We start from the raw sequence: 17,697 nt of genomic DNA on the forward strand, positions 1-17,697 counted from the left end.
CAGAGCCGAGGAGGCCGAGCATGGTGGAGCACCTCGTGAGCATCACGACTTCTCCCTGGTGAGTCGCGCCCTTTCTTAGCGCACCGGCGCGTAGTTCATGAGTTTGAAAAGAAGATTCATGCCGACTGAACTGGCAATCGCCTGATACGGCGTCCGGTCGCGGCGAAGATCGCATTCGTGAGCGCCGGCGCCACGACAGCCGTCGCGGCTTCACCGAGGCCGCCGGGACCGGCCCTGCTCGGCACGATATGGGTCTCGATCCGCGGCGTTTCGTCGATGCGCAACGGCAGATAACTGTCGAAGTTGGATTGCTCCACGCGCCCGTCCTTGAACGTGATCGCTCCGTGCAGCGCTGCCGTCAGGCCAAAGATCGTTCCGCCCTGCACCTGCGCGTCGATCGTCAGCGGATTGATCGGCAGCCCGCAGTCTACCGCGCAGACCACACGCTCGACCTTGACATTGGCCTCGCCATCCAACGCCGCGCGCTGGATGGCGTCGTGAATGCGATTGTAGGTACCGCACCGGGAGACATTGCTCGACATCGCGGTGTTGATCTCGGACACCGTCGAATGAGGCGTGCTGGTCAGGAGTGCCGCGGCGGACATGATCTGCCCCGACTGGCAATAGCCGCACTGGACGACGTCAAGGTCAAACCATGCCTGCTGCACCTTGCGGCCGACCGGGGTGTCGCCAATGGCCTCGATGGTCATCACCGCGGCGTCCCCGATGCTGTCGATCGTGGTCGCGCAGGAGCGGGCCGCCGCGCCATCGACGTGAACCGTGCATGTACCGCACAGCGCCATCCCGCATCCGAACTTCGTGCCGGTCATGTTGAGGACGTCGCGAAGCACCCACAGCAAGGGCGTGTCGCCGTCCACATCCACCGTCTTCTGCATTCCGTTGATCTTGAGAGCGTATTTCATTTGTCTTACAGTCGAGCGCCGTGAGATGGACGTGAAAAGACATTTCGGAAGCGGCACGTGACGGCGGAGCGGAGGTCACCCCGCAGGTTTCGTCGGTGTCCCCGGGGCAAATGTTCAACCCTTCCCACCGTGGCTTTCGAACATCGTTTTGAAGTACTGGAGGCCCACGCCGAACGGGCCGCCGTACCGCTTCGCGATCTCCACGGTGAGGTCGTAGGTCTCAAGGCGCGCCCAATCCCGCTGCAATTCCAACAGATAACCTAGCGATGTCATCGGCCGTGCGCCGGCCTGGATCATGCGCTCGACCGCCCGTTCGTGCGCCTCGACCGAGCAGTCGCCGCAAGCATCCGTGATGACATATACCTCATAACCCTGTTCCAACGCCGACAGCACCGGACCATTGCAACAGACAGACGTCCACAGGCCGCACATCACGAGGCGGTCCTTTCCGATAGCGTTGATGCGACGAATGAGATTCTCGTCCTCCCAGCCGTTCGAGGTCGTGCGATCGGCGACCTCCGCATTTGGGAAAACATCGGTGATCTCACTGAACAGCGGACCCGCGAAGGCATCCTTCGAAATCGTCGTGATGATCGTCGGGACCTTGAAGGCTCGCGCCGTATGGGCAAGGATCGCGACGTTGGTACGCAGGATGGTGATGTCAATTGACTTGGTATTGAACGCCATTTGCGATTGATGGTCAATCAGCAGCAGCGCGTGATCACTCGGACTCAGAAGCGTTTTGGCGGGTTTGGCGATGGCTTTGAGGCCCATGTGGTCTCTCCTTGTGTTCGAGCGATGCAGCGCTGTGTTTTGAAACAGTCACTGCGGATGAAGTGGGAAATGGATCCAGCGCTCCGCGCCTGCTGCGGAGTTCCGCTATTGTCGATGCTCGTGCACATCGGTACGGGCCCGCTCGGCCACGATCGAAAACCGGGTCCCTCGACCGACCGCAGAGCTCACTTGAACACGATGGCCAAGTACACCCACGGCTTGCCGAACGATGAAGAGCCCGATGCCGAGACCATCACCGCACATTACATCGATCCGCGCAAAGGCCTCGAATATTCTCGACATATGCTCACCGGAAATGCCGATTCCAGTGTCGACAACATCGATCCGGATATGATTCCCAAAGTGACGACAGCCCATCAGGAGGCGGCCGCCTGGTTCGGTGTATTTGATCGCATTGCTGACGAGATTGCGGAGCACCGCACCCAGCAGCAAAACGTCGCTTTTGATCCAGGTGCGGGTTGAGACCACCCTGATCTGAAGCCCCTTTTCCTGCGCCGCCGCTTCGTGCTCGCGCCGAACTTGTCTCAGCGACGTCTCGAGGTTGACCGCAGATAACTTGACATGCCCGCCGCGCTCGCTCAAACGAAGTGCGATCAGCAACTGATCGAGTTGCTCGCCCAATCGATCGATTGCGCTCTGGCAAAGCTCCAGGAGGGCTTGCTCGGATGCGGTTCGAAGCCCATCGCCAAGCCGCTCGCGAACTCCCTGAATGATTTGCAGCGGCTGGCGAAGATCATGCCCCGCGATCGCGAGCAGCGTTGCTTCAAACTCACGGTCGCTTAAGCGCTTTGACGAAATTGTCGTGCTTGTTGCAGCGGAGCACCCGCTATCGCCCTTGGGGTCTCGGATGGGTCTGCGCGTTCCATGCATCGGCTTGTACTCCTTGGGTCGTCTGGAGCGATCCGTCCCCGACTTGCGCGTTCGCGCTACTGTGCAGTCCAACCGCCGTCGATCGAGATCGCGGTTCCGGTGATCTGCTCCGCCGCATCCGAGCACAGGAAAGCGACCGCGCCTCCGAGTTGTTCGAGAGCGACAAATTCCAGAGACGGCTGCTTTTCCGCCAGCAACCCATTCGCCGCCTCCTCCTGACTAATGCGCTTCTCTGCGGCGAGGTCCGCAATTTGCCTCTCGACCAACGGCGTTCGGACCCAGCCAGGGCAGACCGCATTACAGGTCACGCCACTGCCGGCGGTCTCCAGGCCGACCACCTTTGTCAGACCGACCAGTCCGTGCTTGGCTGCGACGTATCCCGCCTTATGTGTTGAACCGACGAGCCCGTGGGCGGAGGCGATATTGATAATCCGTCCCCAACGCTGCTTTCTCATCTGAGGTACTGCCGCGGCGATGCCGTGGAACGCCGCTGACAGATTGATCTTCAGAATGGCATCCCACCTGGCAATCGGAAATTCCTCGACCGGCGCCGTGAACTGAATGCCGGCATTGTTGACCAGGATGTCGAGCCGGCCGAATTTCTCGATCGTACCGGCGACCAATCCGCGAACGGCTTCTCCCTGCGCCATATCCGCGCCATCGTACACAACACGCACGCCGTGCTCGCGCTCGATCCCGCTGCGCAGCGCCTCGATGGCTCCCGCTTCGCCAAAGCCGTTCAACACCAGGCCAGCGCCGAGCTTACCCAGCTCTTTGGCAATGCCCAAGCCAATGCCGCTGGTCGATCCCGTGACGATCGCTACTTTGCCTTTCAACATGAGACGTCCTTTCGATGCTTTGGGCGATAGGTCTGCCGCTCTCAATCGCGGCGATGGATGTCGTGTGTGATGACGCCGAGTTCAGGTGCGGGCGGTTCGAGACGGTGCGGGTCGGCCAGCGTGCGGCGGATGTCATCAAGCCCGCTCTGCCAATGGGCGCGCATCGCGTTCAGCCCGAACTCGTAGTCCTTCGAATGGCGCTCGTAGATCTTGGACTGGTAGATCAAGTGGATGATGTTGTAGGAGCGGTGTCGGGCCATGTTCGCAATGGCGCGGATTCCCGGGTCCTCTTTCGCGCTGGCGGGCAATTCCTCAATTATCCGCTGCAGGGCCTGACGCATGGCCTGCATGCGCAGCGCCTGGTCGGTGACGGCGCGCGTGCGGCTCGAATATTGGATGTCCTTCTGCCGGCTCGACACTTCCATCATGTCATTGGGAACGCTCCCCCTCGCCGACCAGAGATCGACCTGAAAGGTCAGCGTGTCGCAGGGTTCGCTGGACAGCACGCGGGACAGAGGGGTGTTCGAGACGACGCCACCATCCCAATAATGCTCGCCTTCGATTTCGACTGCGGGAAATCCCGGCGGCAATGCGCCGGAAGCCATGAAATGCTTCGGCCCGAGCCTGCGTTCGGCGGTGTCGAAATAAGTCAGGTTGCCCGTGCGGACATTGACCGCTCCGACGCTGACGCGTACCTCGCCCGAGTTCAAGCGATCGAAGTCGACAAGTTGCCAAAGGGTCCGCTTCAACGGCGAGGTATCGTAGAAACTGGTCGCCGCATCGCCTGAAAACGGTGACCAGAAGGGCGGCGGAAAGCGCGGCTTGAAGAACCCGGGCTGCCCTTGGAATAAGGCCCTCACCGCGGCTACCGCGTTGCGCGCCGAGCGCAGATCGAAGGCAAAGGGCATGGCGTCGGCCAACCCTTCGCCAGCGGGCCATTCCACCGGAGTAGCGCAGATTGTCTCCCAGAATTTGCGCAGCCGCTCGACACGCTCCGCCTCTGGCGAACCGGCGATGATGGCAGCGTTGAGCGCGCCAATCGAAATGCCGGCGAGCCAGTTCGGCCGGATGCCCGCCTCGTGCAGACCTTCGTACACGCCGGCCTGGTAGGCGCCAAGCGCCCCGCCCCCCTGCAACACCAATGCGATGACATCGTATGGCAACGATTTGACAGTCTGCGCCACAGAGATTGTTTGCTCTTTCATCACGTTCAACATTTTCCAAACTCCTTGCGTGGAGACGACGTCGCGCGTCTCAACTCTCCGGAACGGGTACGTCGAATGTGTTGAGCGTGACCGATACCATGCAGTAAAGACCGATGAGGTAGGACAACTCTGCCGCTCCGTGCGCGCCGAACTGCTCCACCGCCGCCCGATAGGTCAGTTCGGGCAATATGCCGCCGGACACCAGAGCGGATGCGAAGTCGTAGGCCACGGCCTCCTGCCTTGTCAGATCCGCTGGGCGTTGACCAGCCACGATGGTCGCGAGCTTCTCGTCGGACAGCCCTTTCCGCTCCGCCACGATCACATGGGCATAGAGCTCATAAGCGGCCTTGAAATGCGCGCCCGTCACGAGGATCGCGATTTCGCGGATTGGTGCCGGCAGGGAAGGATTGAAAGCCATCGCCTTGGTCAGATCCCAAACCGGCTTTCCGAACTTTGGCTCGTGCAGCCACGGATTCCAGGGTCCCATCAAGCCGCCGTCGGCGCGTATGTTCGCGAATCCCTGGAAGCTCTTGGCTATTCCCTCTTTCATGTCTACGGCGAGAGACTTCTGCTGATCGGTAAGCTCGTCGGGTGGAATGATGGGCAGGCGCATCAGTTGTTCTCCTTCAATCGTGCGGCTGCTTCGCTTCGAGCGGGGCTCTGGCGTTGCAGCGTGTGTCTCGGGGGACGGGATCGTCCGCCCGTCCGGACGCGAGCCTCAATCCGCGGTCACAGCCGCGATCTCAAGTTCAATCAGGAAATCGGGGTTTGCGAGCGCGGTGACGCCGATCAGCGTGCTTGGAGAGGGGCGGTCTCGGCTCCAGGGTATCGGGAAGGTTTCATCCCGAAGGCAGCGCTCCACGTAGGCCGATACGTCGATCGCATACACTCGGCGGAACACGACGTCGTCCCATGACGCACCGACTGCCTTCAGCTGCACGGTCAAAGCATCAAGGATTGCCCTGAATTGAGCCCTGATGTCTCCGACATGGATGGGCCTGGAGTTCTCGTCAGTTGGCACCTGTCCCGCAATATAGATCAGCTTCGACGGCTTTGTGATGCTGAGGATGCGAGTGAAGTACGGGCTCCTTGGGACACCCGCAGGATTGATGTACTCTTTCGGCACTTTGGATCTCCTTCCGGAGCGGCACAAGCAAGCAGTTACCTGCCGCTCACGACGTCGATAACGACCTTGATATTTCCGCCTGCCTTGACGGCATCGTACGCGTCCGTCGCGGTGTCGAGCGTGAACGTCCGAGAATCAAGGATGGGGCGCACTTTGCCGGCCTCCGCCAGCTTGGCGACCTCGCGCAGGATCTCTCCATGATGCGCTCGACGTTCGCCGCTCAGCATCGGGTACAGGACAAACACGCCACTGATATCAGCGCAGCGGAATGAAGAGATCGCCAGATTGTGCGCTTCGTAGGCCGCACAGCTCGCGACACGGCCATAGTGGCGTACGGCGCCCAGGGAGGCTTCGAGCGTGTTGCCTCCGACGGTGTCATAGATGATATCGAAGCCTTTCCCGTCAGTGTATTTCCCGACATATTGCGCAACGGCCGTCGTGGTGTAGTCGATCGGCGTTGCGCCGAGCTCGCGCACGAGATCCCGCTTCTGGGGCTGAGCTGTCGCGTAAACGTCGGCCCCGAATGCTTTCGCGAGCTGGACAACGACGTGGCCGACGCCGCCGGCGCCGCCTTGAACAAGGACCTTCTGTCCCGGCTGCACATGTGAGCGGTCCACCAGGCCCTCCCAGGCGGTGAGTGCGACCAGCGGTAATGCGGCGGCCTCGCGCATGCTGAGGTTGGTGGGCTTCTTCGCCATCAGCGCGGCATCGACGGTCATGAACTCCGCGAGCGAGCCCGGCAGTCCGCGCACACCCCCCGCTAGACCGTAGACCTCATCCCCGACCGCAAATCCTTTTACTCCCGGCCCGACTTCGGTGACGACTCCGGCCGCGTCCGTTCCTAACACAGCGGGCAACTCCGGCATCGCGAAGGGCGCCTGACCGGTTCGGATCAGGTAGTCGATCGGATTGACGCCGCTGGTGTGGACGCGAATCTGCAGTTCACCTTCCTTGGGAGTTCGCGCGCTGATATCAGCGTCGCGAAAGCGGCCATTCTTGTAGCTATCGAGAACGAGTGCCCGCATGTTTGTGTTCCATGGATTTAGTGCGACGTTCGCTGCGTTTCGGCGCTCGGCTCGATCGCGGAACGACCTTCATGGACACTTGTTTGCGACGATCGCCTCGACGATTCCATTGGACCAAGGTGTCGGCGATACTATTGGATTGATCGGTAAGGACAGATGTTTCTGAATATTTCAATACATCTGACGATACCGACGCCGATTGCTGCGCGCATTTCAAAGCGAATACCTGCCGCTCGAAAATACGAGCTTGCAGCGATAGCGACCGATTAGTCGCGGCGTCATCAAGTCGTAATGAGCGTCAGGCGCTACGTATCGCCTTGAATCGTCACGAACCCCTCTTGAGGACTTTCGCCGACAGACGCCCGTTCGCTGTTCGGTTCGCGGGCGTACGTTGCATCCTCGAGTATCCGGGGAACGGAAAACGCAAATGTAGCTCCTGGACCGTCATTCGGTGTCGCCCACAGGCGGCCGCCGTGGCTTTCGACGATCGACCGACTGACGGACAGTCCAATGCCCATTCCGTCCTTCTTGGTGGTGTAGAACGCATCGAAGAGTCTGGCCGTGCCTTCCGGACCGAAACCATGCCCCGAATCTTGCAAGATCAGGCGCAAATCGTCGCGCTCACCTCGCTCGGTCCTGATCAGCAATCGCTTCGGCCGATCGTCGATTCCGCTCATCGCGTCAGCGGCATTATTGAGCAGATTGATGATCACTTGCTGAAGCTGCACACGATCGCCCATCACAAGCGGAAGATCGTCGGTCAAGTCGACCTGCAGAATGATATTCTCTCGGCGAAGGCTACTCAACGACAACGCAATCACGTCGCGAGTTGCCTCATTCAAATCCACCGGGCCAACTGCGGGCGGCTTTCTGTTGAATAACGCTCGCAATCGCGCGATAATATCGGATGCACGATTGCCATCACGTATCGTCCGTCGCACCGTCTCGCGTGCGCCATCGAGATTTGGCGGATCAGCAGCCAGCATCCGCAGGCAGGTGCCGCTGTTGGTGACGATGCCGGACAGCGGCTGGTTCACTTCGTGCGCTATCGATGCGGTCAGCTGCCCGATCGTAGCAACACGAGTGGCGTGCGCCAATTCCACCTGAAGCTCCTGATAGCGTTTCTCGGTTTCGCGTACCGCTTCCTCTGCTTTCCTTCGGTGGGTCAGATCGAGAACGAACGCCACACCCTGATCCTTCGCTCCATCGAAGATCGCACAAACAACGAGCACCGGCACCCGACTGCCGTCTTTCTTCCAAAACTCCTTCTCGTAGGATTCGGCAACGCCCGTTGCCAACATATCCGCGACGCGGCGCTCGGCGGCTTCGCGGTATTCCACAGGCGTGATCTCAAGCCATCGCAAGGCACCGCTGGCGAGGTCGTTGCGGTCGTACCCCACAATGTCGAGGAAGGCATCGTTGGAATCGACGATGTTTCCCTCAAGGTCCCAGATGAATATGCCGATGATGTTTGCCTCGAAGAGACGCCGGATTTTTGCCTCACGTTCGGCGAGATCAGCGTACAGATAGGTATTTTCAAGCGAGATCGCGGCCTGCAGTGCCAGCAGCTTCAGCACGGCCATTCGAACCGACGCGAAGGCGTGCGGGGTGAGATTGTTCTCGAGGTAGAGCACACCTGTCACCTTGCTGTCGTTAACGAGCGGCAAGCAAAGGATGGATCTCGCGTTGTGCTCTCGTATATACGGGTCCGAGAAATGGGTCGGGTGAGCCGACGCATCGTTGAGGATCGTAATTTCTCGGGTTCGAATGACATAGTGGACGATAGAATCGGGAAGCGGCGCGGCCGAGTTGAACGGCCGGCGAACCTTGATGGCGTCCTGGTCGATGACAGCTTCGGCTTCCTGCCGCAAACTACCGCCGCGCGCCAGCAGTAATACGCCGCGCTGAGCACCCGCGTGCTCGATGGCGAGGCGCATGAGAGTGTCGACCAGCTTCTCCAGCACCATCTCACCCGACACCGCCTGCGACACCTTCACGACGGTTGCGAGGTCGAGGTGCTCGACCGGGGTAGCGACGGTCGCTGACAAACCGTGCGTCGACGGCGATCCATTCAGGAACGGATGGAGTGTGTCGAGCTGCCGTACCTTTCCTTCCGCTCCCCAGCTCAGATAGCAGGAACGAGCCTCTCGCAGATAAGCCTTTGCGATGATCTCAAAGCCGCGGGACGCATGAAAGCGCGCCGCGAGCTCGTTGGCGATTGCCTCATTGTGAACGAATCGGTTTGCTCGCGCGGAAGCGATGGCACGCTCATACATCCGTTCGGCCTCGAGCTCCCTGCCGGTAATACGCGCAATTTCGGCGCCGACGAGTGCCGCGCGGTTCTCAAAGTTCTCCGGGCAGTTCTGGGCCCAAGCCTCAAGCTGCTCGCGATGAAGTGTGATGGCGTCCAGCCCGCTTTGGCATGAATCCGGCTCTGACGTGCGGTACGAGGCCGCCAAGGCAAGCGCCCGGTAGAAATGATACTCTGCCGTTTCGAACATCGACGGTGACGCCCACAGGAATCGCTGCGCTCTCTCGGAGGACTCCACGGCGGCCACATGGTCACCGGCAAGGAAGCGCGCCTGGAGCTTGCGGATCCAATACCAGCCCTCGGCCAGCGCAAGAGCCGGGTTACTAGCCAAACGACCTTCGAAGCAGCGTTCGTCAAACCCCGTGTCGTCAAATGAGCCGAATGTCGGCGTCAAGCCACGCAGAGTCCGGATCAGCGCGAGTTGTGTCCGCATGCGGTCGACTGCGAGGGCAAACGGCATCTTCTGCACAAAGGCGAGACCGCGCTCGACTTCGGCCTGCACTCCTTCGAGTGGATCGCCCGCAGCCAAGAGGTTCGTGTTCAAATAGGCGAAGCAGTACGCCTCGAAGTTGAGGTCTCCCGTGCGGTTTGCCGTATCGGACGCACGACGTAGCAGATCGCGCCCCTCCCGGACGTGCTTCACCCAGGGTGTCACAAAGCTCCCAAAGTTGAAGTAGATCCTCGTTTGAAAGCGCCTAAGACCCCGTTGTTCGACCAGATCATAGCTAAGCTGACCGAACCGGAAGCCGGTTTGGTAATCGCCGAAACGGGGCCCAGCGAGGAAGCCGACCACAGCATAGGCCAGACAAGCCCCGTCACAATTGCCGCCCTCAAGACTAAGATTGACGGCATAGGCTCCGATCAACGAAAGCAGGTGCGGATCCGTGTACAAGGCCGGCACCGAAAGCTTGGCCAAAACATCGAGCGTCGCAAGCGATGACGAATCTTGCATCAAAGGCAGATCGACGAGGGCCGCGATCGGCCGGCCACCCAGCCGCGCCCCGATTCGTTCATATTCGAGTTGCGCTTCCTCTGCCGTCGGATGCGGCGACCACCTGATCCCCAAATGCCCAAGGAAATCGAGACCGACGTCGACCGCCGCATCAGTCCGGCCCAGCATAAGGTACAGATCTATCCGGAGGCAGGCCACGCTGGCTCGTTCGATAGTTGTCGCAGCCCGTGTTGCCAAAGCCGCCAGCCTGTCTTCCGCGGCGGCCGACGCGCCGGTCAGGAACTCGCATTCCGCAAGGCTCAATTGCAGCTCGAAGACGAGTTCGTGCCGGTGCTCGCGGCAATCCTCCGGCAGCAATGCGGCGCCGACGGTGAGATAATTCAGCGCCGATGCGTACGCAGTGGACGCCTTTGCGCGTTGCCCCGCGAGCAGATTGAGCTCAACGAGCCGCTCTCGCTCGTTCATCGAGGTGATCAGAATCGCCCCACGGTTGAGATGATTGACAATGTCGAAGATCGCTTCATTCCGCGCTTCCGGAGCCGTTTGCGTCGCAAGCAATCTTCCGATCCGAAGATGGGTTTCAGCTCGCTTTGCTACCGGGATCAACGAATAGGCGGTCTCCTGCACCCGGTCGTGGGCGAACTTGTACTCAGCCGCCAGAGGAACGATCAGCCCCTGGCGAAGGGCTTCCAACAGATCGGCGTGCACCCGCTCTTTCGAAATCCTGAGAACTGTCGAGAGCGTCGCGACGTCCGCAGCATTGCCTAGAGCAGCCAGCTGTTGTAATGCCTTCCGCGTGTCAGCGGACAGACGGTTCAGCTTCCAAAGCAGCAGGTCAACCACATTGTCAGTGTAAGCTTTGGCGCGAATACGCTCGAGATCCCAGCTCCATCGCGCATCGTCATGACCAAAGGTGAGCAAGCCTCCTTCGGTGAGCACGGATAGAAACTGGATCACGAAGAACGGATTGCCTGCGGTCTTTTCGTATACGAGTTGCGCAAGCGGCGCGGCGTGCTCCGACTCGCAACGAAGAGCATCCGCAACCAGTTGGTTGACGTGACCATGCGCAAGAGGCGCGAGCGTAATCTCCTGTATCCTGCCTCCCTCTCGCCGGATCGCATCCAGCGCGCGCGTGAGCGGGTGAGCTGCGGTTACCTCGTTATTGCGGTAGGCACCGATCACCAGCAGGTGACGGACATCCGACTGGGTCAGCAAATTCTCGATGAAATCAAGCGTGGCCGCATCGAGCCACTGCAGATCGTCGAGAAACAAGACCAAGGGATGGTCGGGCCGAGCAAAAACTCTGATGAACCGTCGAAACACGAGCTGGAAGCGGGCTTTCGCCTCCGGCGGCGCAAGTTCGGGAACCGCGGGCTGTTGTCCGATGATCAGCTTCAATTCTGGGACGAGGTCGACAATGAGCTGGGCGTTTGGGCCGAGAGCCTCAATGAAGGCGCAACGCCATTTACTGAGCTCGACCTCACCTTCTCCGAGCAGTTGACGAACTTGGCTCTGAAAGGCTTGCGCCAACGTGGCATATGGGATGTCGCGCTTGTACTGGTCGAACTTGCCCGATGCAAAACGACCGCACGTGCCAACCAGCTCCTTGTGCAGCTCGTCGACCAAAGCCGATTTACCGATCCCGGAATATCCCGAGACCAGCACCAAACCGACCGTTCCGGTCGCCAACACGCCGTCGAGACAGGCGATGAGGGTGGCGACGTCGTGCTCTCTTCCATAAAGTTTCTCGGGTACGAGAACTCGGTTCGGGATATCACGTTCGCCAAGACGAAATGGGGCGATCCGACGATCCGTGCTCCACTCTGCAAGGCAGCGTTGAAGGTCCCGCTCCAATCCGGCTGCCGTCTGGTAACGGTCCTCCGCTGGCTTCGAAAGCAGCTTCATGACAACTGCAGAAATCGCTTGCGGTACCTCAGGCGCCAGATCAGCCGGCGAGCGCGGCTGGCGCGCGATGTGACAATGGATCCATTCAATCGTATCAACGGCCTCGAAAGGCGGACGCCCCGTCAACAATTCATAGAAGATAATACCGAGCGCATAGAGATCGCTACGGGAGTCAATTGATCGGTTCATCCTCCCCGTCTGCTCGGGCGCCATGTAAGCAGGCGTTCCCGCGATGAGCTGAGACGACTCGGACGCCTGCCGTTCGCGTGGAAGGGGCGAAGCCATTCCGAAGCCTGTAAGGCGCGCGCCGCCATCCGTGCAATTCAGCATGATGCAGGCGGGCTTAATATTCTTATGAACCAGCCCGCGCTGGTGCATTTTCCCGACTGACCGCACGATCGCGATGGCCACGCGCAGGAAGTTCTCGATCTCCAAGGGCCTGCCAAGCCGTTGGCTCAGCAGCTCGCCGCCGGGATCTTCGAGCACTAGAATGGTTCGACCCCGCCCCTCGACAAACTCCAGCGGCCGGATTGCCCAACTACCCTCGAGGTGCTCCCGCAGTCCGTATTCACGCGCGAGCCGCTCGATGCTGCCAGGTATCGGATGTTCCGCCGCGACAAACGCAACAATGATGGAATTGCGATTGCCCTCGGCATCGCAGCACCACGTCCTGCAGAAGAGCGTTCCGCTTTCTTCCCACAACACTTGGAGCGAACTGCGCTCCTCGACCAATCCAAATAGCGACGGGCCACTCATGCGCCGCCTCCACCGATGAGCAACGGCTGTCCAAATTGTGAGCGCACGGTTTGTGCCTCGTTAGCTCGGCCGGGCACGATTGAGCATGTGCTGACTTGAGCTTTCATAGCGCAGCCCGCTGCCACTTAGGAAGTGATCAGCGCTTCAATTTTCTTCAACTACCCCGCAAGTTTAGGCAATATCGCCGGAACTTGATCGGCACGACGGTGCCGGCAGCTTCCCCGGATAATGGCCGGCGATATGCCAACTAACAATCATTGTCCGAGATCAATTGGACCCCGATTCGATCGGATTACCGCGAACGTCAGGGGGAACTCTATTGCACTATGGTATCGCCCGCACCCTTGAGACCGTGCCTGCCTTGGCCGACTGACCCTACTGTGCAATGCCGAGCCTGCCCGCAATGTTCACCAGTTCGGCAAAGGAGGCGACATTCATTTTGCGCATCACCTGTCCCCGATGCGCCTTGACCGTTATCTCGCTGATACCGAGTTCGTAACCAACCTGCTTGTTGAGAAGCCCGCGAACGACAAGAGCCATCACCTCCTGTTCACGGCGGCTGAGAGAAGCATAGCGATCTCGCAGCGCTCGTATCTCCGATTCGAGACGAAGCGCTGCATCGCTGCGCGAGATTGCATGCTGGATGGCGTTCAGCAGGATCGAATCGTTGAATGGCTTGGTCAGGAATTCAACAGCCCCTCCCTTCATAGCCTGCACCGTCATCGGCACGTTGCCGTGCCCCGTGATGAAGATGATGGGCATGTCAGGCCGGTCCACGACGACACGCTTCTGCAGCTCGAGGCCGTCGAGGCCCGGCAGACGAACATCCAGAATCAGGCAGTTTGGAACGGAAACTCGGGGGCGCGACAGGAATTGCTGTGCGGACTCGAACGTCTCCGCTTGCCAACCGGCATGACTGATCAGCAATTCGAGGGACTCGCGCACGGAGATGTCGTCATCAATAACGAAGACGATCGGCCCATCCTGCGGCATGGCGAGCGTCCCGGCTTTTCGATTGAACTCCTCGACCGGCCATTTCATTGTAGATGTTCCATCTTCTGAAGCGCAAGGGGTTTAAATGCTACGGAACCGGGTGATCAATTCACTCCGAAGGCAACGGTGAGTGCTGCCAACAAAGCGGCGTCGCTGAAGGGCTTCGACAAGCAATCTGCGGCGCCCTGCTCCAGCATTTTCGGACGCGTGGACTCGTCGCCCTGCGCCGTGACGAAAATTACCGGAATATTGTTATTGCGGCGCATCAGTTCTCTGTGAAGTTCAGGTCCCGTCATACCAGGCATTGCGATATCGAGGATCAAACAACGCGTTTGCTCTACAATTTCTGAGGCGAGAAACTCCTCGGCGGACGAAAACGCCTGAGCAGCATAGCCAAGCTCCTTCAGCAAGTCGGGCAAGGACTCCCGAACGGATTCATCGTCGTCAATGACGGTTACAAGCAACTGCGTCGTCATGGCTCCGTCCTCGCCGCGCAGCCTCCGCCAGACGCACCTCGGTCTCCGAAGCCGCGGGCGCCACCGGCATCTTTGGGTACGCGCGGAATGGAAAACGAGAACGTTGCTCCCCGACCCTCATTCAGCGTAGCCCAAAGACGGCCACGATGGTTCTCAATGATTGACCGGCTGACGGACAGCCCGATTCCCATGCCCTCGTCCTTCGTCGTATAGAAAGCCTCGAACAGTCTGTCCACAAGGGCCGGATCAAATCCGGATCCCGAATCTTGGATACTCAACCGGACCGCACCGTCGCCGTCGCGTTCCGTCCTGATTGTCAATTCCCTCGCGCGATCGTCGGTCATGCTCATCGCATCCGTCGCGTTGTGCAACAAGTTCAGAATCACCTGTTGCAGCTGCACGCGGTCGCCCGCCACAAGGGGAAGATCTTCGACAAACTCAGTCCGCAAAACGACGCCGTCGCGATCAAACTTGTTCAGCGATAAGGCGATCACCTCGCGGATCGCCTCGTGCAAGTCCACGGCTCCGGCTACCGGCGCCTTGCGGTTAAAGAGCGCTCGCAGCCGCGCGATGATCTCGGACGCGCGACGGCCATCGCGGATCGTACGCCGGACCGTTTCGCGGGCACCGGCGAGATTTGGAGGATCCGCGGTCAACATTCGCAGGCAGGTGCTGGAATTGGTAACGATGCCCGATAGCGGCTGGCTTATTTCATGCGCGATGGATGCGGTAAGCTCTCCTATCGTCATGACGCGCGTCATGTGGGCCAGCTTCGCCTGGGTCTCGCGCAGCTCTTCCTCGGCGCGCTTGCGATCCTCGATCTGAATATTGATGCCAAACCACTTGATGACGTTGTCGGTTCGGTCACGCAGCGGGTTGGCCCGAAATAGGAACCACCGATACGTGCCGTCAAAGCGGCGCAGCCGTGCTTCCGCCTCTCCAGGCTGGCGAGACGCCATGATCGATTTCCATGCCCGAGTCAACGCGTTCAGATCGTCCGGATGAACCGCAGCAGTCCAGCCCCAATCCCTCATCTGCTCGGAAGTACGGTTCACGTATTCAAGATAGTGCTGATTGAAGAATTCGGCGGAGCCGTCCGGCCGCGCCGACCATACAGCCGCGGGAATCGTGTTGATGATTACGTTCAGATTACGCTCACTTGCACGCAGCGCTTCCTCGGCGCGCTTACGATCTTCGATGTCGATCAGCAACACGCACCACCGTACGATCTGTCCATTACCGTCTCTCAGAGGAAAGCCGCGCACATGGAACCAGCGATAGACGCCATCGCTGCGGCGGTGTCTGCTTTCGATCTCGTAGGATTCGCCAGCCTCGACTGCCTTCGCCCAAGTCTCTATCGAAGGGGCAAGATCGTCTGGATGAACCGCATCATTGGCCGTCCAGCGCTGCAATTCCTCTAACGTCTTCCCGAAATACTCCAGAACAGGACGATTGACCGCCTCGACCCTGCCATCCGCCGTCATGATCGCGATCGGCGCGGGAACCGCATCCGCGACCATCTGGATGTCGATATCCCGAATGCGACGGGCTTCTTCCAATCTTTTGTGCGCGGCGATCTCGGCCTCCAGCTCCTGATTTTTGTTAAACAGCTCCTTTGCACGGCGCGCCAGCCGTCGATCGATGATCGCGGCGATCCGTTGTCGTTTTCCGAATCGGCGAGCCGCCTGCAGGGCAATTGTCATCTGATTGGCCGCTATGGAGAGACGAAGCCTCTCCGTCTCGCCAGGAAAATCGGGGCGGCGCGATGCGGCGACCAGAACTCCGAGCTCGCTATGCAGACCTATTGGAAATGCTGTGACGGATACTGTCCTGTCACCGATCGCAATTTGGGAAACCGACGACCATTTCCGCACGTCGAGATCTGGCGAATCGCTAAGGATCGCTAAGATGTCCCGCGGCAGGCTCACCGCGCCCTGCAATTGCTCGCCCCGGCCGATGTCGATCGGCGCAGAACTGATCGGATGCTTGAGGCGCAGGTGAAGAAGATCCAGCTGGAGCGCATTCAGGAGCATGTCCAGTAGATCCGACAGTACTTGTGATAGAGCACCAACACGCCAGACCTCGGGGCGACTGAGCACGTCGAACAGTTCGTCGGCGCGCCACTGAAGACGCTCGCTTTCGGTTGCGGACTTGTCGTTGGTCAGCCCATATCGCATTGCCGAACTAGACCGCCCGGGCCACTATTCGCGATCGCTTAACAACAATCGCCGCAATTGCTCGCGCTGTTCACCGACTGGCGAGATCCGTCCAGCAGCCACATCGGAAGTGCATGCTATCACCAAAATAGAAAGATGATTTCTTCATGGTTTCTGGCTGGCTGCGCATGCTTTTGGCCGGTTGCGAGTCACAAGCGAGTGGAGATCGTCATGGCATCTGCGGTCATATAGACGTTCCTTTTCAATGGAGGTCTATTGTACCTTGGTGTCGATTTCCGCACATGGCGGGACGACGATTCCATCGGACGACAGACCGGAGCAATATCGCCATGCCGAGCACGGCACATTGATATGGCTCACAGAGTGCGCTGCGATCGGCATTAGCGTAGCAACAAATCAGCTGAGCAATCGGCCGCGTCTTTCCCGGCCGGTGCATCAATCGGCTTACCGATCTGCGGGGTAATCCGATGGTATTGCCGACACCATGGTTCAATGGAAGCCCGATGGTGATCGCTGCAAGTCTGGGCGTACTGGACTACGCACGAACTAGAACCCGGAGCGCCACAACGGTCCATGTCCGTGGCGAAGATATCACGACCCATCGCCGCCCGTCACGCGACGCAGACGCTTAACGCCCGGCGCATTTCCGCAGCAGGATTTGTGAAATCTGGGTACCGATCACAGGAGGACAGCCGATGCGATTACCGATCATTGCTCCCGAACACCTCACCTTGGAGCAGAAGTCCTTAGCGGCCGACATGAAGGAGGAGATCGCCAAATACTACCAGGGCTTCTCGAACATCCGCGACGATGGCGCTCTGATGGGCCCCTGGAATCCCTGGTTGCACGAGCCGAAGTTCGGCAAGCCGATTTGGGACCTGGCGAAGGCGATGGCGGTAAACCCTTCCGTTCCGGCCGGGGTTCGCGAAATCGCGATCCTGGTGACAGGCACGCACTTCAAGGCGCCGTACGAACTCTACGCTCATGTGCGCATGGCGGAAAGAAGCGGGCTGTCCGACGCGAAGCTCACAACGATCGTGTCCGGCCAGCGGCCGGTGGATCTGACCAGGCAGGAGGCGGTCGCCTACGATTTCGCATCTGCGCTAGTTTCCGGAGGGATCTTGCCCGAGCTGACCTACAAGGCCGCAGTGGAGCAGTTCGGCGCTCAGGGGGCTGCGGAGTTGTCCTATTTCATCGGCTTCTATTGCATGGTGTCGGTTACGCTCAACACGTTCGACGTCCCGGTTCCGGAGAGTTGACTAGCCCGGAACGCTCTCTCGTCGGCGATCAGGTTGTGCCATTGGCGGGCCTGATCGTCGAGAAACCCTCCTTTGCCAACTAAGA

Annotated in this window: 13 protein-coding genes and 1 pseudogene; 1 reads left to right on the top strand and 13 read right to left on the bottom strand. The window is 59.7% G+C overall.

Annotated elements, in window-relative coordinates:
- Positions 1 to 116: 116 nt before the first annotated feature.
- The 13 genes and pseudogenes from CI41S_RS44520 to CI41S_RS23275 all read right to left on the bottom strand — a co-directional run bounded on the left by CI41S_RS44520 (position 117) and on the right by CI41S_RS23275 (position 16,353).
- Positions 117 to 476: a molybdopterin cofactor-binding domain-containing protein gene (locus tag CI41S_RS44520; RefSeq protein WP_283813136.1), complete on the bottom strand. Its 360-nt coding sequence runs from the start codon at positions 474 to 476 to the stop codon at positions 117 to 119.
- A pseudogene (locus CI41S_RS44525) lies at positions 477 to 923 on the bottom strand ((2Fe-2S)-binding protein); the annotation flags it as partial.
- A gap of 114 nt (positions 924 to 1,037) precedes the next feature.
- Complete coding sequence (locus tag CI41S_RS23225; RefSeq protein WP_139861733.1) at positions 1,038 to 1,697, bottom strand: hydrolase; 660 nt, start codon at positions 1,695 to 1,697, stop codon at positions 1,038 to 1,040.
- Positions 1,698 to 1,802: 105 nt separating this feature from the next.
- The gene (locus CI41S_RS45400; protein ID WP_139861734.1) at positions 1,803 to 2,588 is read right to left on the bottom strand and encodes a sensor histidine kinase; all 786 of its coding nucleotides are present in this window, start codon (positions 2,586 to 2,588) and stop codon (positions 1,803 to 1,805) included.
- Between the two features lie 56 nt (positions 2,589 to 2,644).
- On the bottom strand, positions 2,645 to 3,427 hold the full coding sequence (locus tag CI41S_RS23235; protein WP_139861735.1) for a 3-hydroxybutyrate dehydrogenase: 783 nt from the start codon (positions 3,425 to 3,427) through the stop codon (positions 2,645 to 2,647).
- 41 nt (positions 3,428 to 3,468) lie between these two features.
- A complete protein-coding gene (locus CI41S_RS23240) occupies positions 3,469 to 4,644 on the bottom strand; it encodes a DUF3734 domain-containing protein (protein WP_139861736.1) in 1,176 nt (391 codons plus the stop codon).
- A gap of 37 nt (positions 4,645 to 4,681) precedes the next feature.
- Positions 4,682 to 5,245 carry a carboxymuconolactone decarboxylase family protein gene (locus tag CI41S_RS23245; RefSeq protein WP_139861737.1) on the bottom strand — a complete coding sequence of 188 codons (564 nt, stop codon included), beginning with the start codon at positions 5,243 to 5,245 and terminating at the stop codon, positions 4,682 to 4,684.
- A gap of 105 nt (positions 5,246 to 5,350) precedes the next feature.
- On the bottom strand, positions 5,351 to 5,758 hold the full coding sequence (locus CI41S_RS23250; RefSeq protein WP_172628149.1) for a RidA family protein: 408 nt from the start codon (positions 5,756 to 5,758) through the stop codon (positions 5,351 to 5,353).
- A gap of 35 nt (positions 5,759 to 5,793) precedes the next feature.
- On the bottom strand, positions 5,794 to 6,783 hold the full coding sequence (locus CI41S_RS23255; protein WP_139861739.1) for a zinc-dependent alcohol dehydrogenase family protein: 990 nt from the start codon (positions 6,781 to 6,783) through the stop codon (positions 5,794 to 5,796).
- A gap of 305 nt (positions 6,784 to 7,088) precedes the next feature.
- Positions 7,089 to 12,707 carry a trifunctional serine/threonine-protein kinase/ATP-binding protein/sensor histidine kinase gene (locus CI41S_RS23260; protein ID WP_139861740.1) on the bottom strand — a complete coding sequence of 1,873 codons (5,619 nt, stop codon included), beginning with the start codon at positions 12,705 to 12,707 and terminating at the stop codon, positions 7,089 to 7,091.
- A gap of 375 nt (positions 12,708 to 13,082) precedes the next feature.
- Positions 13,083 to 13,748: a response regulator transcription factor gene (locus CI41S_RS23265; RefSeq protein WP_244626653.1), complete on the bottom strand. Its 666-nt coding sequence runs from the start codon at positions 13,746 to 13,748 to the stop codon at positions 13,083 to 13,085.
- 56 nt (positions 13,749 to 13,804) lie between these two features.
- On the bottom strand, positions 13,805 to 14,176 hold the full coding sequence (locus tag CI41S_RS23270; protein ID WP_139861741.1) for a response regulator: 372 nt from the start codon (positions 14,174 to 14,176) through the stop codon (positions 13,805 to 13,807).
- Positions 14,173 to 16,353, bottom strand: a complete 2,181-nt coding sequence (locus tag CI41S_RS23275) for a PAS domain-containing protein (RefSeq protein ID WP_139861742.1) — start codon at positions 16,351 to 16,353, stop codon at positions 14,173 to 14,175. The genes CI41S_RS23270 and CI41S_RS23275 overlap by 4 nt, the downstream gene beginning before the upstream one ends.
- A 695-nt stretch (positions 16,354 to 17,048) precedes the next feature.
- On the opposite strand from CI41S_RS23275, the gene CI41S_RS23280 reads away from it, so the two are divergent.
- Positions 17,049 to 17,612, top strand: a complete 564-nt coding sequence (locus CI41S_RS23280) for a carboxymuconolactone decarboxylase family protein (RefSeq protein WP_139861743.1) — start codon at positions 17,049 to 17,051, stop codon at positions 17,610 to 17,612.
- The last annotated feature ends 85 nt before the right edge of the window (positions 17,613 to 17,697 follow it).

Source organism: Bradyrhizobium ivorense, assembly GCF_900696085.1.
Taxonomy (GTDB): Bacteria; Pseudomonadota; Alphaproteobacteria; order Rhizobiales; family Xanthobacteraceae; genus Bradyrhizobium; species Bradyrhizobium ivorense.

Coding starts and splice junctions, on each gene's coding strand:
- CI41S_RS45400 (WP_139861734.1), bottom strand. CDS start 2,588: ATGCATGGAACGCGCAGACCCATCCGAGACCCCAAGGGCGATAGCGGG.
- CI41S_RS23225 (WP_139861733.1), bottom strand. CDS start 1,697: ATGGGCCTCAAAGCCATCGCCAAACCCGCCAAAACGCTTCTGAGTCCG.
- CI41S_RS23260 (WP_139861740.1), bottom strand. CDS start 12,707: ATGAGTGGCCCGTCGCTATTTGGATTGGTCGAGGAGCGCAGTTCGCTC.
- CI41S_RS23245 (WP_139861737.1), bottom strand. CDS start 5,245: ATGCGCCTGCCCATCATTCCACCCGACGAGCTTACCGATCAGCAGAAG.
- CI41S_RS23265 (WP_244626653.1), bottom strand. CDS start 13,748: ATGAAATGGCCGGTCGAGGAGTTCAATCGAAAAGCCGGGACGCTCGCC.
- CI41S_RS23240 (WP_139861736.1), bottom strand. CDS start 4,644: ATGTTGAACGTGATGAAAGAGCAAACAATCTCTGTGGCGCAGACTGTC.
- CI41S_RS23275 (WP_139861742.1), bottom strand. CDS start 16,353: ATGCGATATGGGCTGACCAACGACAAGTCCGCAACCGAAAGCGAGCGT.
- CI41S_RS23255 (WP_139861739.1), bottom strand. CDS start 6,783: ATGCGGGCACTCGTTCTCGATAGCTACAAGAATGGCCGCTTTCGCGAC.
- CI41S_RS23235 (WP_139861735.1), bottom strand. CDS start 3,427: ATGTTGAAAGGCAAAGTAGCGATCGTCACGGGATCGACCAGCGGCATT.
- CI41S_RS23270 (WP_139861741.1), bottom strand. CDS start 14,176: ATGACGACGCAGTTGCTTGTAACCGTCATTGACGACGATGAATCCGTT.
- CI41S_RS23280 (WP_139861743.1), top strand. CDS start 17,049: ATGCGATTACCGATCATTGCTCCCGAACACCTCACCTTGGAGCAGAAG.